General features: G+C 70.1%; 19 protein-coding genes. 13 read left to right on the forward strand and 6 right to left on the reverse strand.

Features of this window, described 5'->3' with window-relative positions:
* Positions 1-49: 49 nt before the first annotated feature.
* The 6 genes from kamD to AC1DX8_RS02875 all read left to right on the forward strand — a co-directional run bounded on the left by kamD (position 50) and on the right by AC1DX8_RS02875 (position 6,182).
* Complete coding sequence (kamD, locus tag AC1DX8_RS02850) at positions 50-1,639, forward strand: lysine 5,6-aminomutase subunit alpha (RefSeq protein WP_477628389.1); 1,590 nt, start codon at positions 50-52, stop codon at positions 1,637-1,639.
* Positions 1,636-2,391 (forward strand): lysine 5,6-aminomutase subunit beta, encoded by a 756-nt coding sequence (gene kamE, locus AC1DX8_RS02855; RefSeq protein WP_477628390.1) that lies wholly within the window; start codon positions 1,636-1,638, stop codon positions 2,389-2,391. Before kamD ends, kamE begins: the two co-directional genes overlap by 4 nt.
* Positions 2,391-2,801: a 3-aminobutyryl-CoA ammonia lyase gene (kal, locus tag AC1DX8_RS02860; protein ID WP_477628391.1), complete on the forward strand. Its 411-nt coding sequence runs from the start codon at positions 2,391-2,393 to the stop codon at positions 2,799-2,801. The genes kamE and kal overlap by 1 nt, the downstream gene beginning before the upstream one ends.
* Before the next feature lie 417 nt (positions 2,802-3,218).
* Positions 3,219-4,889, forward strand: coding sequence for an apolipoprotein N-acyltransferase (gene lnt / locus AC1DX8_RS02865; protein ID WP_477628392.1), 1,671 nt, complete (start codon positions 3,219-3,221; stop codon positions 4,887-4,889).
* A gap of 25 nt (positions 4,890-4,914) precedes the next feature.
* The gene (locus tag AC1DX8_RS02870; protein WP_477628393.1) at positions 4,915-5,685 is read left to right on the forward strand and encodes a polyprenol monophosphomannose synthase; all 771 of its coding nucleotides are present in this window, start codon (positions 4,915-4,917) and stop codon (positions 5,683-5,685) included.
* Complete coding sequence (locus tag AC1DX8_RS02875) at positions 5,670-6,182, forward strand: FxsA family protein (RefSeq protein WP_477628394.1); 513 nt, start codon at positions 5,670-5,672, stop codon at positions 6,180-6,182. Before AC1DX8_RS02870 ends, AC1DX8_RS02875 begins: the two co-directional genes overlap by 16 nt.
* A gap of 74 nt (positions 6,183-6,256) precedes the next feature.
* On the opposite strand, the gene AC1DX8_RS02880 is transcribed toward AC1DX8_RS02875, so the two are convergent.
* From AC1DX8_RS02880 to AC1DX8_RS02895, 4 genes are all read right to left on the reverse strand, one after another.
* On the reverse strand, positions 6,257-6,616 hold the full coding sequence (locus tag AC1DX8_RS02880) for an RNA polymerase-binding protein RbpA (protein ID WP_056885115.1): 360 nt from the start codon (positions 6,614-6,616) through the stop codon (positions 6,257-6,259).
* 171 nt (positions 6,617-6,787) lie between these two features.
* On the reverse strand, positions 6,788-8,350 hold the full coding sequence (locus tag AC1DX8_RS02885; protein WP_477628395.1) for an MFS transporter: 1,563 nt from the start codon (positions 8,348-8,350) through the stop codon (positions 6,788-6,790).
* An 81-nt stretch (positions 8,351-8,431) separates the two neighbouring features.
* Positions 8,432-9,778, reverse strand: coding sequence for a M15 family metallopeptidase (locus AC1DX8_RS02890; RefSeq protein ID WP_477628396.1), 1,347 nt, complete (start codon positions 9,776-9,778; stop codon positions 8,432-8,434).
* Between the two features lie 77 nt (positions 9,779-9,855).
* The gene (locus AC1DX8_RS02895; protein WP_477628397.1) at positions 9,856-10,392 is read right to left on the reverse strand and encodes a GNAT family N-acetyltransferase; all 537 of its coding nucleotides are present in this window, start codon (positions 10,390-10,392) and stop codon (positions 9,856-9,858) included.
* A 64-nt stretch (positions 10,393-10,456) separates the two neighbouring features.
* On the opposite strand from AC1DX8_RS02895, the gene cax reads away from it, so the two are divergent.
* From cax to AC1DX8_RS02915, 4 genes are all read left to right on the forward strand, one after another.
* Positions 10,457-11,575: a calcium/proton exchanger gene (gene cax / locus AC1DX8_RS02900; protein WP_477628398.1), complete on the forward strand. Its 1,119-nt coding sequence runs from the start codon at positions 10,457-10,459 to the stop codon at positions 11,573-11,575.
* Between the two features lie 108 nt (positions 11,576-11,683).
* Positions 11,684-12,043: a single-stranded DNA-binding protein gene (locus tag AC1DX8_RS02905; protein ID WP_477628399.1), complete on the forward strand. Its 360-nt coding sequence runs from the start codon at positions 11,684-11,686 to the stop codon at positions 12,041-12,043.
* Positions 12,044-12,089: 46 nt separating this feature from the next.
* The gene (locus AC1DX8_RS02910) at positions 12,090-12,539 is read left to right on the forward strand and encodes a helix-turn-helix transcriptional regulator (protein WP_477628400.1); all 450 of its coding nucleotides are present in this window, start codon (positions 12,090-12,092) and stop codon (positions 12,537-12,539) included.
* A 5-nt stretch (positions 12,540-12,544) separates the two neighbouring features.
* Entirely contained in the window at positions 12,545-12,955 is a 411-nt protein-coding gene (locus AC1DX8_RS02915) for a VOC family protein (protein ID WP_477628401.1), read from the forward strand.
* A 4-nt stretch (positions 12,956-12,959) separates the two neighbouring features.
* Here AC1DX8_RS02915 and AC1DX8_RS02920 read toward each other — a convergent pair whose 3' ends face one another.
* Positions 12,960-13,523 (reverse strand): dihydrofolate reductase family protein, encoded by a 564-nt coding sequence (locus AC1DX8_RS02920; protein ID WP_477628402.1) that lies wholly within the window; start codon positions 13,521-13,523, stop codon positions 12,960-12,962.
* Positions 13,524-13,670: 147 nt separating this feature from the next.
* Here AC1DX8_RS02920 and AC1DX8_RS02925 point away from each other — a divergent pair, with 147 nt between their 5' ends.
* Positions 13,671-14,531, forward strand: a complete 861-nt coding sequence (locus AC1DX8_RS02925) for an aldo/keto reductase (protein ID WP_477628403.1) — start codon at positions 13,671-13,673, stop codon at positions 14,529-14,531.
* Positions 14,532-14,534: 3 nt separating this feature from the next.
* Here the strand turns inward: AC1DX8_RS02925 and AC1DX8_RS02930 are convergent, their stop codons facing one another.
* Complete coding sequence (locus tag AC1DX8_RS02930) at positions 14,535-15,155, reverse strand: L-threonylcarbamoyladenylate synthase (RefSeq protein WP_477628404.1); 621 nt, start codon at positions 15,153-15,155, stop codon at positions 14,535-14,537.
* Between the two features lie 118 nt (positions 15,156-15,273).
* Between AC1DX8_RS02930 and tdh the strand changes: the two genes are divergently transcribed.
* Positions 15,274-16,311 carry an L-threonine 3-dehydrogenase gene (tdh, locus tag AC1DX8_RS02935; protein WP_477628405.1) on the forward strand — a complete coding sequence of 346 codons (1,038 nt, stop codon included), beginning with the start codon at positions 15,274-15,276 and terminating at the stop codon, positions 16,309-16,311.
* A 3-nt stretch (positions 16,312-16,314) separates the two neighbouring features.
* Positions 16,315-17,523 carry a glycine C-acetyltransferase gene (locus tag AC1DX8_RS02940; RefSeq protein ID WP_477628406.1) on the forward strand — a complete coding sequence of 403 codons (1,209 nt, stop codon included), beginning with the start codon at positions 16,315-16,317 and terminating at the stop codon, positions 17,521-17,523.
* The last annotated feature ends 8 nt before the right edge of the window (positions 17,524-17,531 follow it).

Genomic DNA, 17,531 nt, shown 5'->3' on the forward strand with positions numbered 1-17,531 from the left:
CTACGCAAGGCTCGCCGGAAATCCTCTCTCCCACTGCTAGATTTGCCGCGTGTCTTCGCGCGTGAAACCACTCCTCGACCTCGACCCGGCTGACGTCCGCCGGGCCCGCTCGCTGGCCCGGAAGGCCGGCCGACCGGTCGTCAAGCTGGCCCAGAGCCACACGACGGTCAGCGTCGAACGCGCCACCCTGCGACTGGCCGGACTGTCCGGCGCCGACCACGAGCGCGTGCCGTGGGTCAACCACCTCGTCGACGCCGTGCGGTCCGAGGTCGGCCTCGAGCACGGCATCACCAGCCCGGTGTTCGACGCACTGCGCAGGGGAGAGGCCCCCGACCTGCTCACCCTCGCCCAGAAGGCGGCCAGCGGCTCGGTGCAGTTCCGGCTGCCCGAGGGCAAGGCCGCCACCGCGGCCGCCAAGGACGCGCGCCGCGAGGTCAGCCGCGGCATACGCACGATCGACCGGCAGCGGGCCACCCGCGACCGGCTCATCAAGCGCCACGGCGACCCCGAGCAGCGTCCCTGGATCTACCTCATCGTCGCCACCGGCGACATCTACGAGGACATCCCGCAGGCCCAGAACGCCGCCCGCGAGGGCGCCGACATCATCGCCGTGATCCGCTCCACGGGTCAGTCGCTCCTGGACTACGTGCCCGAGGGCGCCACCCGCGAGGGGTATGCCGGCACGTACGCCACCCAGGAGAACTTCCGCCTCATGCGCGCCGCCCTGGACGAGACCTCCAAGGAGCTGGGGCGCTACATCAGGCTGACGAACTACGCGTCCGGGCTCTGTATGCCGGAGATCGCCACGCTGGCCGGGCTCGAGCGGCTCGACATGATGCTCAACGACTCGATGTACGGGATCCTCTTCCGCGACATCAACCCGATCCGGACCTTCGTCGACCAGCGGTTCAGCCGCCAGATCCACGCCCGTGCGGGGATCATCATCAACACCGGCGAGGACAACTACCTCACGACCGCCGACGCCGTCGAGGCCGCGCACACGGTCACCGTGAGCCAGCTCCTCAACGAGTACTTCGCCAAGGAGGCCGGGCTCGAGGACTGGCAGCTCGGCCTGGGCCACGCGTTCGAGATCAACCCCGAGATCCCGGACTCGTTCCGGATGGAGCTGGCCCACGCGTTGCTGGCTCGCCAGCTGTTCCCCGACGCGCCGCTGAAGTGGATGCCGCCGACCAAGCACATGACCGGCGACGTCTTCCGGGGTTACCTCCTCGACGGGTTCTTCAACCTGGTCGGCGCCATGACCGGGCAGGGGATCCTCCTGGTCGGCATGATGACCGAGGCCGTCGTGACGCCGTTCCTGTCCGACCGTGACCTGGCCCTGCAGAACGTGCGCTACGTCCTCAACGCCGCGGGCGGCCTCACCGAGGACTTCCACCCCCCACGCGACGGCTTCATCCAGACCCGGGCCAGGGGCGTGCTCGGCGAGGCCATCGACCTGCTCACGACGATCACCGAGGAGCCGGGTCAGGCCCCGCTGCTGGAGGCGATCGCCGACGGCACGTTCGGCCTGATGAAGCGCCCAGCGAACGCCGGGAAGGGGCTCGACGGGGTGGTCCTGCGTGCCGACGGCTACGACAACCCGGCCACGACCCTCCTCGAGACGGGGGAGACCCGATGACGCCAGACATCGTGCGGCCGTACGGCGACACCACGGGTGACGGGATGGTGCAGGTCTCGTTCACCCTGCCCGTCCCCCACGACAAGCGAGCCGAGGGCGCGGCCCTGCAGCTCGCGGCCAAGATGGGCCTCGAGCCGGCCCTGCTGGTCCACGCGAAGGCGATGGGCCCGGACTTCACCTTCTTCGTGGTCTACGGCAGCGCGACGCACCTGGTGGACCTGCGCGAGGTCACCGTGGTGGAGCGCGAGTTCCCGTTGCTCAGCCCGACCGAGGTCAACAAGGCGATCAAGACGCGGCTGCGGCGCAAGCTCGTGGTGGTCGGGGCCTGCATCGGCACCGACGCCCACACGGTGGGGATCGACGCGATCCTCAACATCAAGGGCTTCGCGGGGGAGAAGGGCCTGGAGTACTACCGCGAGATCAAGGTGGTGAACCTCGGAGCCCAGGTGCTGGTGCCCGAGCTCGTCGCGCGGGCCCGGGCGGAGAAGGCCGACGCCGTCATGGTCAGCCAGGTCGTCACCCAGCGCGATGCGCACATCCACAACACCACCACCATGAGCGCGGCCTTCCGGGAGGCCTACCCTGCCGGGCAGGTCCCGTTGCTCGTCGTCGGCGGGCCGCGGTTCGAGGAGGGGTCGGCCCCCAAGCTCGGGGTGGACCGGATCTTCGGGCGCGGCACCACGCCCGGCGAGGTGGCCAGCTACCTCGTCCACGCCCTCGCCCCTGCGGCCCCCCGCTCGAAGGAGAAGTGATGACCGCCCCCACCGGAGCGACCGTCGGCCTGACCGTCACCCACCGCCGCTACGTGCCCTACAGCCACGCCCACTACGCGGGGAACCTCGTCGACGGCGCCTACTCCCTCGCAGCGTTCGGCGACGTCGCCACGGAGCTGTGCATCCGCACCGACGGCGACGAGGGCCTTTTCGCGTCGTACTCCGACGTCCAGTTCAAGGCACCCGTGCGCGCCGGTGACGTCATCGAGATCGAGGCACGTCTGATCAGGGCCGGCACCCGCAGCCGCGAGATGGAGTTCGAGGTCCGGGTCGTGGGACGCGGCGCTCCTGAGCGCGGGGAGTCCGCGGCAGACGTCCTGGACCCGCCAGTCGTGGCCACGACAGCGCGTGGGGTTGTCGTGGTTCCGCCACCGGCCCCGACCGCCTGAGCTGACGTCTCGGCGTGTCGCGCACGACACGCCGACCGTTCGCCGATTCATCACAGACTCCTTGCAGCACAAGGCTTTTGGCGGACACGCATGACCTGCGCAAACGCACGGCCATGCTGGTGAACTCCGGGTTGACACCGGCCGTCGCCGGGGTAAGTTGGCCCACGGTTGTTCACCGATGGGCCGTCGACCAGGGGGAAGCCAGGCCGGAGACACACGCATTGACCGGTGGCTAGCGCGCGCAGCCACCGCCTGCCAGCAGTGACGTGTGACCCGTACTGGTGCCCCGCCTCGAGGCGGTGGTGGACGGCGGCACGGCCCGCGCGCTTAGTAGACAACAGCAGGATGTCGGCACCCAGTCGGCCCCTTGCTGGTCCCAACGGCGGCGCGGGCCGTTCCGTGTCCTACCGTGGTCCCGTGCGCCTGTCGACCCAACCCCAGTCGACCCAACCCCCGTCGACCCTCACCCTGAGAGCAGGAGTACGCCTCGTCGTCGCGACGGCGTCCGGTCTCCTCACCGCCCAGGCCTTCCCGGAGCACAACGTCTGGTGGCTCGCCCCCGTCGGCGTCGGCCTGCTCTCCGCGGTCGTGCTCGGCACCCGCTGGCGCCTGGCCCTGGCGCTCGGCCTGGCCCACGGTCTTGGCTTCTTCCTGCCGACGCTTTCCTGGTCAGGGGTCTACGTCGGCAACCTCCCCTGGATCGCCCTGTCGACGCTCGAGGCCCTCTACGTCGCCGGCATGTGTGCCGTCACCACGGTGGTCCAGCGTCCACTCCTCCCGTCCCGCCTGCGACCACTCGCGTATGCCGCTGTGCCCCTGGCGTGGGTCCTGCAGGAGTGGGCCCGCGGCACGACGCCGTTCGGAGGCTTCCCGTGGGCCCGGCTCGCCTTCAGCCAGGCCGACAGCCCGCTGGCCCCCTTGGCCCGCTTCGGTGGCGCCCCCGGGCTCACCTTCGCGGTGGCGGCGCTGGGGGTGCTCCTGCACCTCGGAGCCCGGGAGCTGACCCACCGCCTGGGTCGTCCGCGGCACGCCCAGCCCGCAGCACACCGGCCACTGGGTGTCGCCTTGGCGCTCCTCGCGCTGGCACCGCTGGCTCTCGCCGTGGCGACGACGCCGCCCACCGACGGGCGGGCCGTGTCGGTGCTGTTCGTGCAGGGCAACGTGCCCAAGCCCGGTCTCGACTTCAACTCCGAACGACGCAAGGTGCTCGACAACCACGTGCAGGGGACCGTCCGGGCGGTGGCTTCCGGCCATCCCGCGCCGACCCTCGTCGTCTGGCCGGAGAACTCCTCCGACATCGACCCGCTGCTCAACCCCGACGCCGCGGCCGACATCCAGCTCGCCCTCGAGACGGCCAAGGCACCGCTGCTCGTCGGCGCGGTCCTCAACGGCCCGGCTCCGTACATCTCCAACGCCAGCCTGTTCTACCTGCCCGGTGGTGACGCGCCCCAGCGGTACGTCAAGCAGCACCCCGTGCCGTTTGCCGAGTACATCCCCTACCGCAGCTTCTTCCGGAACTTCAGCGACAAGGTCGACCTGGTCACCAGGGACTTCACCCGCGGTGACCGGGCCGGTGGGTTCGAGGTGCCGGTGGCGGGGGAGCGGCCCTACTGGATCATCCCGACCATCTGCTTCGAGGTGGCCTATGACGGCCTGATGCGCGACTCCACGCTCCAGCCCGGGCGGGACGCGAGCATCCTCGCGGTCCAGACCAACAACGCGACCTTCGGCTACACGGCCGAGTCCGAGCAGCAGTTCGCGATCAGCCGGCTGCGGGCGATCGAGCACGGTCGATCGGTCGTGCACGTCTCCACGGTCGGGGTGAGCGGCTTCATCAACCCTGACGGAACGTACGTCGACAAGACCTCGTTGTTCACCGCAGCGGCCCGCTACGGGTCGCCGGTGGTCCGCACCGAGGTCACCCCGTCCGACCGGTTGGGCCCGGTGCCGGAGTATGCCGCGGCGCTGGCCTTCGCCGGGCTGCTGGCCCTCGGCCTGTGGCAGCGTCGCAGGACCGCTAGGGTCGAGCGCGCCGAGGCCGGGCCACCCACCCCGGCTCACGAACGAAGGGATCCTGTCGTTGTCTGATCAGCGTGCGTCTTCTGACCAGCGTGTGTCGTCTGACCAGATCGACCGGGTGCTCGTCTGCATCCCGACCTACAACGAGCGCGAGAACCTCCCGCGCATCGTCGAGAGGGTGCGCTCGGCGGTCCCCTCGGCAGACGTCCTCGTCCTCGACGACAACTCACCGGACGGCACCGGGGCTGTGGCCGACGAGCTGGTCGCCGCGGACCCCCAGGTCCACGTCCTCCACCGGCCGGGCAAGCAGGGGCTGGGCAATGCCTACCTCGCCGGCTTCGCCTGGGGTCTGGACCAGGGCTACGGCGCGATCGTGGAGATGGATGCCGACGGCTCGCACCAGCCTGAGCAGCTGCCCTCCCTGCTCGCGGCCCTCCGGGGCGCTGACCTCGTCATCGGCGCCCGCTGGGTGCGGGGCGGCAGCGTCGTCAACTGGCCGCTGCACCGCAAGGCGCTCAGCGTCGGGGCCAACCTCTACACCCGCGCCCTGCTCGGCATGCCCGTGCACGACGCGACGGCCGGCTACCGCGTCTACCGCGCCAGTGCCCTGGAGACCATCGGCCTCGACCACGTCGCCTCGCAGGGCTACTGCTTCCAGGTGGACCTCACCCAGCGGGCCGTGCGGCTCGGGCTGCGGGTGGTCGAGGTGCCGATCACCTTCGTCGAGCGCGAGATCGGCGACTCCAAGATGAGCGGTGACATCATGCGCGAGTCGCTCCAGAAGATCACGGCCTGGGGCGTGTCGCACCGAGCCGACCAGGTGCGTCGGCTGGGGCGTCGGGAGCCCACGTGGCACCGGCTGTAGGTCGCACTCCGTTCGCTCGCCGGCGCCGCCCGCGCTGGCTGGCCGTCATGGTCGTCCTCCTGCTCGTCGTCCCGGTCCTGGAGATCGCGGCCATCATTGCCGTCGGCAAGGTGATCGGCGGATGGCAGACCCTGGTGCTGCTCCTCGTCGAGTCCGCGTTGGGCGCGTGGCTCGTCAGGCGCGAGGGCGCGCGCGCCTGGAAGGCCCTCACGACCGCACTCAACACCGGGCAGATGCCCAGCCGTCAGCTCGCGGACGCGGCCCTCGTGCTCGTGGGGGGCACGCTGCTGTTGACGCCGGGGTTCCTGACCGACATCGTCGGCTTCTTCTTCATCCTGCCGGTCACGCGTCCGATCGCCCGGACCGCGCTCGAGGCCGTGGTGGCCAAGCGCCTGCTCGGAGGCATCTTCGGCGGTGGCCGCGGACAGGGCCCGGACGGCCGCGGCCGTGGAGGGCCACCGCCTGGACCCGACGTGATCGAGGGCGAGGTCCTGTAGTCCGGCACGCGACATACCGACGCATGAGGAAGGCCGCGGCCCCGGGAGGGGACGCGGCCTTCGTGGTGGCTCGTTCAGGCGGTGCGCTTGCGCCGCGGCTTCTCGCCGCGGGACTCGCGCAGGAGGGTCAGCCGCTCCTCGAGCAGCTCCTCCAGCTCGGGGATGGAGCGACGCTCGAGCAACATGTCCCAGTGCGTGCGGACGTGCTTGACCTGCTTGGCCTCGGGCTCGGGGCCGTCGACCAACCGGGCCTCTTCGCCGCACCGGCATTCCCAGGTGGGCGGGATCTCGGCCTCGATCGAGAAGGGCAGCTCGGTGCGGTGCCCCAGCGGGCACACGTACGCGGTGATCTGGCGTTCGCTCGGGACGACGTGGTCGTCGGTCTCCAGGCTGTGCGAAACCATTCGGCTGCCCCGGAGGGTGCGTTCTGCCATGACGGGGTTCTCCCAACGTGCTTGGTACCCTGCCCGCTCGGGTGGGGGCGACAGGGATTCGTTACTGCCAACGCCGCGGATGGGTGCAATGTTCCGAGTCCGCGAGCGGTGTGTACCCCTGAAGACGAACCAGCACGCCCCTGCGTTGGCTGATGTGACACAAGTCACATCTCAGACGACCGCAGGGACCTCGTTGCCGGCGTCGACGATGCCCTGGCGCACGTCCACCTTGCGCAGCAGGACGTAGCCCACCACGAAGAAGACGATCAGCGCCACGATGGCGGGTCGGTAGGAGTCGGTCAGCTGGTGCACCAGACCGAACAGCAGCGTGCCGAACCACGACGTGCCGCGCTCCATGGCCTGGTAGAAGGCGAAGAACTCCGCCTCGCGGCTGCGGGGGACCAGCTGGCTGAACAAGGAGCGGCTCAGGGCCTGGCTGCCCCCGAGGACGATGCCGATCAGCACGCCGAGGGCGATGAAGGGGATGAACGCCTTCTCGGGGACGAAGAACGCCGCGATGACGATGAGCGACCACGCGACGAGCGACCCGAGGATGGTGCGCCACGCGCCGAACCGCCGGGCGAACCGCCCGAACAGCAGCGCGCCGCCGAAGGCCACGAACTGCACGAGGAGGATCAGGGCGATCAGCTGCTCCTGGGCGAACTTGAGCTCTTCGGCGCCGTAGAGGCTGCTCGAGGAGATCACGGTCTGGATGCCATCGTTGAAGAACAGGTAGGCGAGCAGGAACATCAGGGTGTGGGGGTAGGTGCGCAGGTCACGGAAGGTGTGGCCGAGCTGGGCGTAGCTGCCGCGCACGATTCCCGCCGACGGCTCCTCGACCCGGGCGATCTCGCCGCCGCGCAGGTTCCACAGCCCACGGACGGGGATGACCGTGAACAGGCCCCACCAGAGCCCGGCTGACAACATGCTGATCCGCACGGCCATGCCCTTGTCGATCCCGACGAGGTCGGGCTTCGAGACGATCACGAGATTGAGGGCCAGCAGGAGCCCGCCGCCCAGGTAGCCCAGTGCCCAGCCGCGGGAGGACACGTCGTCGCGCTCGTCGGGGGAGGCGATGCGGCAGAGGATGGCGTCGTAGACGACGAGGGAGGAACCGAGCGCGATCGTGGCCAGGATCATCATCACCGAGCCGAACCGCCAGTTCTCGCCGTGCAGGAAGAACAGCAGCGAGGCCGCGACGGCCCCGGCCCAGGCGAAGCCGCCGAGCAGGCGTGCGGGGCGGGGCGTGCGGTCGGCGATGGCCCCCACGAAGACCAGGAGGACGGCGCTGATGATGGTGGAGAGGGTGACCGTGTAGGAGGCCACCGACCCGGGATCGAGCGGAGCGGTGAGGACGAGCACGAGCGCGCCCACCGCAGCGACGGCCAGCGGGACCGCTGTGGGCAGCGTGGTCGGCCGGTTCCGGATCATCTGCACGACGGTGAGGACCAGGGCGGCCAGCCCCAGGAGGGTGAGCGCCAGCCCCACCTGCCAGACACCGCTGGGCAGGTCGGCGGCCGCCGGGATGACGTGCAGGTCCACGTGACAGGCGGCGTCGCTGTCCTGGCCCGGGCAGGCGGCTTCCTTGGCGACGGTCGTCAGGTACGGCGCGAAGAGGACCGTGCCGACCGTGGTGACGAAGGCGGAGTTGGCCCAGTCGTACCAGTACCAGGCCCTGCGGTGTGCCGCGTGTTCCGACGTCGTCGACCGGGACGGTGCCGCCTCAGTTGTCATGCGTGAAGGGTGGCACAGGCGTTGGTCCGGCAGATGGGTATTCGTACCCAAACCCGACGGCGAGTCGGGCTGGTCCGGTGACTACCCGGCATACTCCCAGTGCCACGGCTCGGGCAGTGATCCGGACGGCTCCGCCCAGTCGGGATGGAACCAGCCGTAGAGGGGCGCGTGCTGCTTCATCCACAGGTGGGCGGGGGTGCCGAAGCTGTTGATGCCGCCGCACAGGTCCACCGCGCGACCCATGCCGTGCTCGCTGGTGCCAGGGGTAGCCGCCCACTTGCCCTTGACCTCCTTGACCGAGATCTGCTCGGCGTAGGAGCGGTAGGAGTCGGTGACGCAGATGGGGGAGCCGGTGTCCTTCTGGTAGGCGATGCTCATGGCGTTGAAGGCTGCCGCGGCACCGGGGCGCAGGCTCTCACCGGGAGCCCCGAAGAGGGGGCACAGGGCGGAGACGGGGATCTTGCCGTTGGGGTACTCGCCCTCGTTGGTGCTGCAGGCCTTGACCGAGCCGTCGGCGAGGACGCCCGGGACGACCAGGGCGGCGCGCAGCCGTTTGGTCGCCTCGATCGCGGCCGGGTTGCCGCTCCCGAGGAGCAGCCCCGCGACGGGGCCGGCCTTGGCGACCTGCTCGGCGTGGAGCTGGCGGGTGGCGTCGAGCTGGGACTTCTGCTCCTTCACCACCACGTCGAGCTTGGCCTTGGCATCGGCCGCCTGGGCGGCGGCCTCGGTGGCTCGCGTGCTGGCCTCGACGGCCTTGAGGGCGACGGTGCGCTGGAGCTGGGTCTGGTTCTGGACGCGCTCGATCTGCCAGCTGCGCTGGTCGCTGAGGTAGGACAGCTGCGCGGCGGTGTCGCTCGCCTCCGCGGCGGGCTTGGCCAGGGTGTCGAGCAGGGTGCCCATGTCGCTGATGCTGCCCCCGCTGCCCGCGTAGGCGAGGTAGGCCCACTGGCCGAGGGCACGCCGGTCCTCGCCCAGCCGGGTGCTCAGCTGCCCGTAGAGCAGGACGTCGCGGTCGGCCTCCTCGCGGGCCGCGCGCTCGGCGTCACGGGCCGCGGCGTACTGCTGCAGGAGCGTGTTGGCCTCGAGGGCGAGCCGGTCCAGCTTGGTGGCCGCCGCCGCGATCCCGGCGTTGGAGGCGGTCAGGTCGGCCGTGAGCGCGTCGGCCGCAGCGATCTGCGCGGCCAGCTCGGCGGGGCTCAAGGTGCTCTCGCCGCCAGCCCCCGGGGTGGCCGTGGCGCCGGCGCTCGTGGTGCCGCCGCCAGTCGTCAGGCCATCGGTCGTCGCACCTGTGGTCGACGAGGAAGCGCCGGTCGGTGGGGGAGAAGCCGCTGTGGTGCTTGAGGAGGATGTGACTGCTGAGGTCGTGCCCGACGCGTGCGCCGGGGAGAGACCTGCCAGCGTCACGACCGCCACTGCACCTGCGACCACGCTGGCTCGCATACCGAGCCCGACCACGAATCCGCCCACTCCTTCGTCCGCCACCCCCCTCGGGCGGCCCTGCTACCTCAACGCAGACTAACCCCGGAAGGTGACGGTTCGTCTCGTGCTTTTGGCGGAGAACTCCTGGCCATCAGGCTGACCCGGTGTCCCGCCGGCCCGAGCCTGCCGACCTCCACGAACCCGCGCCGACGGTGGAACGCGAGGGACGGCTCGTTCGGTGGATCCACGTTGACCTCGAGCACGAGCCGCTCCCGCGGGGCGGCCGCGGCCTCGATCGCGTCGTAGACCGCGGAGGCGAGGCCTCGCCGCCGGAACCGGTCGTCGATGACGATCCGGTCGAGGTAGTCGAACCGGTCACCGAACCGCTCGGTGAACCAACGGTAGTTCTCCGAGTCGTAGTCGGTCCCCGGCGCGAACACGAGGACGAAGCCCGCCGTCCGGCCGTCGCACTCGATGACGTCGGCGCGCAAGGCCCACCCCCGCAGCCGGTCGAGGCGGTCACCGTCGAGGGGTGACAGCAGCTCCACGTGGTCGGCGTTGAGCTGCAGGACCGCAGGCACGTCGTCGTCGGTCATCGGACGCAGCACCCGGGGTGACTCCATGCGCCGAGTCTGCCATCGCCGAGCCGCCGAGCGCCCGCGGGCCTCAGGCACCACTATGACCACCATGACGTCGACCACGACCGCGCCGCCCGCGGGCAAGACCTTCATCCGCTCCGACTACGTCGTCCTCGGCGCAGGTGGTCTCGCCGTGCTCGCGGCGGCCGTGACCCGGTTCGCCGGTGGGGGAGCGGTGCTGCCCTTCGTCTGCTCTGCGGTCGCCGTCACCCTTCTGGCCTCGCTCGTGGGACGGTCGGTGGAGCAGCTCGGCGACCGGTTCGGGCCGGGGGCGACCGGGGTCCTGCAGTCCGCCCTGGGCAACCTGCCCGAGCTGTTCATCGCGCTGTTCGCCCTGAAGGCCGGCCTGGTCGCGGTGGTCCAGGCGGCCCTGATCGGTTCGATCCTGGCCAACCTGCTCCTGGTCCTGGGGCTGGCGTTCGTCGTCGGCGGCCTCAAGCACGGCACCCAGCGGCTCAACTCCGAACGGGCCCGGAGCATCATCGTCCTGATGGTGCTCTCCGTGGCCGCCATGGTCGTGCCGTCGCTCGCCCACTACGTGCACACGCCGGCAGCGGCGCACGAGAAGGCCCTTTCCCTGATCGTCTCGGTGGTGCTGCTCGTGCTCTTCGCGCTCACCCTGCCGGCCTCCCTGCGCAAGGGCTCCGGAAGCTCTTCGGAGGGGTCCGGCAGCGACGGTGCGGATGCCGGTCACGCCGAGGCGCCGCGGTGGCCGGTGTGGCTGGCCGTGGGCCTGCTGGCGCTCGCCGCTGCAGCGGCCGCCTTCGTGTCCGACTGGTTCGTGGTCGCGCTGGAGCCGGCCATGAACAGCCTCAACATCTCGGACGCGTTCGCGGGCCTGGTCATCGTGGCCATTGCGGGCAACGCGATCGAGAACGTGGTCGGAGTGCAGCTCGCTGCCCAGAACCGCTCCGAGTACGCGTTCTCGATCGTCATCAACTCACCGATCCAGATCGCGCTCGTCCTCGCCCCTCTGCTCGTGGTCCTGTCGGCCGTCTTCGGGTTCGCCTCCCTGACCCTGGTCTTCGCACCCATGTTGGTGGTCTCGGTCGTCATCGCCGTGATCCTCACGGCGTTCATCACCTTCGACGGTGAGTCCACCTGGATCGAGGGGGCAGCCCTGATCGCGGTGTATGCCGTGATCGCCACGTCGTTCTGGTGGGGCTGAGCCCCCGATCAGGGCGACTCGTCCACACCCACTCCCGTCGTCAGGGACTGTCCACAAGGTCTCGGCCGCGGGTGGTCCAGACCGGGGGAGGGGCAGCACCGTTGAGCCATGGACGACTCCAGGGAGTGGACGAACGAGGTCAGGCTGGTCGGTCGGATCAGCGTCGACGCGGAGGAACGCGAGCTGCCCAGCGGGGACCGCGTGGCCCAGCTGCGGGTGGTGGTCCCGCGGTCGACGGACACCGGCGTCGGGCGGGTGGACACCATTGACGTGGCCTGCTGGTCGGCGCGGACCCGGCGCAGCGCGCGAGGCCTCAAGGCACAGGACCTGGTCGAGGTGGTGGGTGCCCTGCGCCGCCGGTTCTTCCGCACCGGCACGGTGACGGTCAGTCGCTACGAGGTGGAGGCGTTGTCCCTGAAGCGGGTTCGCCCTGCGTCAGGAACTCCCCGGGCGGCTCGGGGGCAATGACGGTCACTGCTGCGCGGGGTGCGGTGGCCGTGGCACGATCGGTGGTGTGACGAGCAGCTCGCCCGGCAGCCAGCAGCTTCGCGACCTAGCCGTGTTGCGGCGGGTCCGAGACCGGATCGACCGGGAGTACGCCCAGCCTCTCGACGTCGAGGCCCTGGCCAGGGGCGCCCACATGTCGGCGGGGCACCTCAGCCGGGAGTTCCGCAAGGCCTACGGCGAGTCGCCGTACGGGTACGTCATGACCCGACGGATCGAGCGGGCGATGGCACTGCTGCGCAGAGGCGACCTCAGTGTCACCGAGGTGTGCTTCGCGGTGGGATGCCAGTCGCTGGGCACCTTCAGCACCCGGTTCACCCAGCTCGTCGGGATGTCTCCGAGCAGGTATCGCCGCGAGGCGGCACAGTCGATCGCGGGCATCCCGTCCTGCGTGGCCAAACAGGTCACCAGGCCGGTCAGGAATCGAGAAGCGCCCGGCGTGGCGCCGCAGCTAGCGTGAGCGTCATGGACATCACGATTCACTCGAGCTTCCTGCCGCACGACGATCCCGAGGCCGCCCTCGGGTTCTACCGCGACATCCTCGGGTTCGAGGTGCGCAACGACGTCGGCTACCAGGGCATGCGGTGGATCACGGTCGGTCCGACGGGACAGCCGGGCACCTCGATCGTGCTGCACCCACCGGCCGCCGATCCCGGCATCACGGACGACGAACGCCGGACCATCGTCGAGATGATGGCCAAGGGCACCTACGGATCGATCCTGTTGGCGACGGCAGACCTCGACGACACGTTCGAGCGCGTCCAGGCGAGCGGCACCGAGGTCGTCCAGGAACCCACGGAGCAGCCCTACGGCGTGCGCGACTGCGCGATCCGAGACCCGGCCGGCAACCTGATCCGCATCCAGGAGCGCCGCTGACGGCTCAGCGCCTGACCTCGTACGTCGCGAGGAGCACGCCATCAGGGAAGGCCCTGGTCTCCACGAGGCGCAGGTTCACCCAGTCATCCAGCGCCGTGAAGAACCGTTTTCCGCCGCCCACCAGGACCGGGTGGGTGACGATGGCGTACTCGTCGATCAGACCGGCCCGCATGGCCGCCCCGGCGAGGGTGGCACCGCCGACGTCCATGGGCCCGCCGTCCTCGGTCTTGAGCCGGTCGATCTCGGCGACCGCGTCGCTGGTGACCAGGCGCGTGTTCCAGTCGACCGCGAGCTCCGACGAGGAGAACACCACCTTCGGCATGGACCGCCAGCGATGGGCGAACTCGACGTCGGCCGGGGTGACTCCGGGCTGTTGGTCGGCGGTCGGCCAGTGGGAGCTCATCGTCTCCCAGAGTCTTCGTCCGTACAGCGCCAGACCTGTCGATCCGACCCGGTCGGACCACCACTGGAACAGCTCGTCGCTCGGCACGCTCCAGCCGAGGTCGTCGCCGGGTGCGGCGATGTAGCCGTCCAGGCTCAGGTTCATGCCAACGGTGAGTTTCCGCATGGCGTCAGCCTCCCGCGAGTCGGTGTTCACGTACAGACTTGGGGGCGCCCTAGGGACCGCCCGAAAACGCCGATAATCGACATTATGTCAAGTAGTGCATCGAGAACGCTCCCCCCACCCCGGTCCGGCCGCGGTTACGGTGGGCCCATGGCGAGCAACGACACCACGCACGGCGACAGCCCGGCATACCTGCTCAACGACGGCACCACGCTGCCGCCGATCGGTTTCGGCACCTACCCGCTCACCGGCGAGGACGGCATCGAGGCGATGACCAGTGCCCTTCAAGCCGGCTACCGCCTGCTCGACTCAGCGGTGAACTACGGCAACGAGGTCGAGGTCGGAGAGGCAGTGCGCCGCTCGGGGATCCCCCGTGACGAGGTCGCGGTCACCACCAAGATCCCTGGCCGGTTCCACGCGAAGGACGCTGCCCTGCAGTCACTGCGCGACTCGGCGAGCCGGCTGAAGGTGGACCGGCTCGACGTGGCGCTCATCCACTGGCCCAACCCCAGCCAGGACCTCTACCCCCAGGCGTGGGAGGCCCTCGTCGAGGCCCAGCGGGAGGGCCTCGTGCGCACCATCGGCGTCAGCAACTTCACGCACCTGCACCTGCGCCGGATCATCGACGAGTCCGGTGTCACGCCGGCCGTCAACCAGATCGAGCTGCACCCCTACTTCCCCCAGGCACAGATGCGCGCGGTCAACGAGGGTCTCGGGATCCGCACGCAGGCATGGAGCCCCATGGGCAAGCGGCAGGCGCCCTTCGACGAGCCCGCCGTGGCCGACGCAGCGGCTGCCCACGACGTCACCCCGGGCCAGGTCATCCTTCGCTGGCACGTCCAGCTCGGCTCCCTCGCCCTGCCCAAGTCGGCCACGCCGGAGCGTCAGCGGCAGAACCTCGACGTGTTCGGTTTCGAGCTGACCGGTGCGGAGATGGACGCCATCACCGCTCTCGGACGCCCGGACGGGCGCCTCTTCGGTGGCGACCCCGACACCCACGAGGAGATGTAGCGCTCACTCGAAGGGCGACGGGTCCCCCGCACCCACCCGGGTGACCTCGGGGGTGCCGTCGGAGTAGTCGACCACGGTCGTCGGGTCGGTGCCGCACTCCCCCGCGTCGATCACCGCATCGACCTGGTGGTCGAGCTCCTCCTTGACCAGCCAGCCCTCGGTCATGGGGGCCGTCTCGTCCGGCAGGATCAGCGTGCTCGACAGCAGCGGCTCCCCCAGCTCGGCCAGCAGAGCCTGCACGACGCGGTTGTCGGGGATCCGCACCCCGACCGTCTTCTTCTTCGGGTGCAGCAGCCGCCGGGGCACCTCCTTGGTGCCCGGCAGGATGAACGTGTACGGCCCGGGGGTCGCGGCCTTGATCGCGCGAAACACCCGGTTGTCGATGTGGACGAGCTGCCCCAGCTGGGCGAAGTCGGCGCAGACGAGCGTGAAGTGGTGCTTGTCGTCGAGGTGGCGGATCCGGACGATCCGTTCCTTCCCCTCCTGGTTGCCCAGCGCGCAGCCCAGCGCGTACCCGGAGTCGGTCGGGTAGGCGACCAACCCACCGTCACGGATGAGCTGGACCGCTTGTCCGATGGCTCGCGGCTGCGGGTCCACCGGGTGCACGTCGAGATAGCGGGCCATGCAAGGACTGTATGCCGCCCGGTCGCCGCCCGGTCGCCGCACGGGGGCGCGCCCGGGCCGCGCGGTGGCCACCACGCGGCATACCGGGGCCTGGAACGGGGCGACTATGTTGTTCGGCGTGCGAGCACTCGTGAAGACCCACGCCGGCCCCGGACTCGAGATGGTGGACGTCCCCGAACCGCAACCCGGCCCCACCGACGTCAAGATCCGCGTCCTCCGAGCGGGGCTCTGCGGCACCGACCTCCACCTCGAGCAGTGGGATGACTGGGCCGCCTCGACGGTGAAGGCACCCATGACGATCGGCCACGAGTTCTACGGCGAGGTCGTCGAGGTCGGTGAGGACGTCGACTCCGTCAAGGTCGGCCAGCGAGCCTCCGGCGAGGGCCACATCGTCTGTGGCACCTGCCGCAACTGCCGCGCGGGCCGGCGGCACATGTGCATCCACACCAAGGGAATCGGCGTGAACCGCGATGGAGCGTTCGCCGACTTCGTCGTCATCCCGGCCTCCAACGTGTGGGTGCAGCCCGACGACCTCGACCCCGACCTCGGCGCCGTCTTCGACCCGTTGGGCAACGCCACCCACACGGCGCTGTCCTTCCCCATGGCGGGCGAGGACGTCGTCATCACCGGCGCGGGACCCATCGGCGTGATGGCCGCCGCGCTGGCGCGCCACGTGGGCGCCCGGCACGTCGTGGTCACCGACCTGAGCGACTACCGCCTGAAGCTGGCCAAGGACGCCGGGGCCGACCTCGTGGTGAACGCCGGCACCTCCGACCTCGGACAGGCGATGCAGACGCTCGGGATGAGGGAGGGTTTCGACGTCGGCCTGGAGATGTCCGGGGTGCCGAGCGCGGTCGAGGACATGCTCGCCCACATGAACCACGGCGGACGGGTCGCGATGCTCGGCCTGCCCAAGGACCCGTTCCCCATCGACTGGGGTCGGGTCATCACGCACATGATCACCATCAAGGGGATCTACGGGCGCGAGATGTACGACACGTGGTACGCGATGAGCTCGATGCTCGGGAACTCCCCCGTCCTGCGGGACCGGATCGCGTCCGTCATCACCCACCGCCTCCCTGCCGAGCAGTGGCAGGACGCCTTCGCCGCAGCCCGTTCCGGGCAGTGCGGCAAGGTCATCATGGATTGGAGCTGAGCGATGTACGGCACCGTCAAGGACGAGCTGACCGCCACCCTGCGGGAGATCGAGGAAGCCGGGCTCTACAAGCGCGAGCGGCAGCTCTCGTCTCCCCAGTCGGCCCACATCAGGACCGCGCGCGCCGACGGGGTCAGTGCTGACGCACTCAACTTCTGCGCCAACAACTACCTCGGCCTCGCCGACCACCCCGAGGTCGAGGCGGCTGCGGCACAAGCCCTGCAGGACTGGGGGTTCGGCATGGCGAGCGTGCGGTTCATCTGCGGCACGCAGGAGCTCCACAAGCAGCTCGAGGGTGCTCTCTCGGACTTCCTCCAGATGGAGGACACGATCCTCTACTCGTCCTGCTTCGACGCCAACGGCGGTGTCTTCGAGGTCCTCTTCGGCGCCGACGACGCGATCATCTCCGACGAGCTGAACCACGCCTCGATCATCGACGGCATCCGGCTCTCCAAGGCCAAGCGGTTCCGCTACAAGAACGCCGACATGACCGACCTGCGCGCGCAGCTCGAGGCGGCCACCGCGGCCGGCGCCAAACGCAAGGTCGTCGTCACCGACGGGGTCTTCTCGATGGACGGGTTCCTCGCCCCGCTCGACCAGATCTGCGACCTGGCCGACGAGTTCGGCGCGATGGTGCTCGTCGACGACAGCCATGCAGTGGGCTTCGTGGGCGAGGGTGGCCGAGGCACGCCTGAGCGGTTCGGGGTGATGGACCGCGTCGACATCATCACCGGCACGCTCGGCAAGGCCCTCGGTGGCGCGTCGGGCGGCTACGTGAGCTCCCACCGCGAGATCGTCGACCTGCTGCGGCAACGGTCGCGGCCCTACCTGTTCTCCAACGCCGTCGCCCCCAGCGTCGCTGCAGGCTCGCTCAAGGCACTGGAGATCGCGGCCGGGTCGCAGGAGGCGCGCACGCGGTTGCAGACGAACTCGCAGCTCTTCCGCGAGCTGATGACCGAGGCCGGCTTCACCCTCCTGCCCGGTGAGCACGCCATCACCCCGGTCATGTTCCCGGGTGACGACGGGGCGCGACTGGCCGCCCAGGTGGCCGACGCCATGCTCGAGCAGGGCGTCTACGTGATCGCCTTCTCCTACCCCGTCGTGCCGCAGGGCAAGGCGCGCATCCGCGTGCAGCTGTCCGCCGGCCACTCCGAGGACGACGTCCGGGCCTGCGTCGCCGCCTTCGTGGCAGCGCGCGACCGGGTCGCCTGAGGGGTCAC

It is taken from the genome of Pedococcus sp. P2_A3 (assembly GCF_056405035.1).

Coding starts and splice junctions, on each gene's coding strand:
- kamE (WP_477628390.1), top strand. CDS start 1,636: ATGACGCCAGACATCGTGCGGCCGTACGGCGACACCACGGGTGACGGG.
- kal (WP_477628391.1), top strand. CDS start 2,391: ATGACCGCCCCCACCGGAGCGACCGTCGGCCTGACCGTCACCCACCGC.
- AC1DX8_RS02880 (WP_056885115.1), bottom strand. CDS start 6,616: ATGGCAGAACGCACCCTCCGGGGCAGCCGAATGGTTTCGCACAGCCTG.
- AC1DX8_RS02885 (WP_477628395.1), bottom strand. CDS start 8,350: ATGACAACTGAGGCGGCACCGTCCCGGTCGACGACGTCGGAACACGCG.
- AC1DX8_RS02895 (WP_477628397.1), bottom strand. CDS start 10,392: ATGGAGTCACCCCGGGTGCTGCGTCCGATGACCGACGACGACGTGCCT.
- cax (WP_477628398.1), top strand. CDS start 10,457: ATGACGTCGACCACGACCGCGCCGCCCGCGGGCAAGACCTTCATCCGC.
- AC1DX8_RS02905 (WP_477628399.1), top strand. CDS start 11,684: ATGGACGACTCCAGGGAGTGGACGAACGAGGTCAGGCTGGTCGGTCGG.
- AC1DX8_RS02915 (WP_477628401.1), top strand. CDS start 12,545: ATGGACATCACGATTCACTCGAGCTTCCTGCCGCACGACGATCCCGAG.
- AC1DX8_RS02920 (WP_477628402.1), bottom strand. CDS start 13,523: ATGCGGAAACTCACCGTTGGCATGAACCTGAGCCTGGACGGCTACATC.
- AC1DX8_RS02925 (WP_477628403.1), top strand. CDS start 13,671: ATGGCGAGCAACGACACCACGCACGGCGACAGCCCGGCATACCTGCTC.
- AC1DX8_RS02930 (WP_477628404.1), bottom strand. CDS start 15,155: ATGGCCCGCTATCTCGACGTGCACCCGGTGGACCCGCAGCCGCGAGCC.
- AC1DX8_RS02940 (WP_477628406.1), top strand. CDS start 16,315: ATGTACGGCACCGTCAAGGACGAGCTGACCGCCACCCTGCGGGAGATC.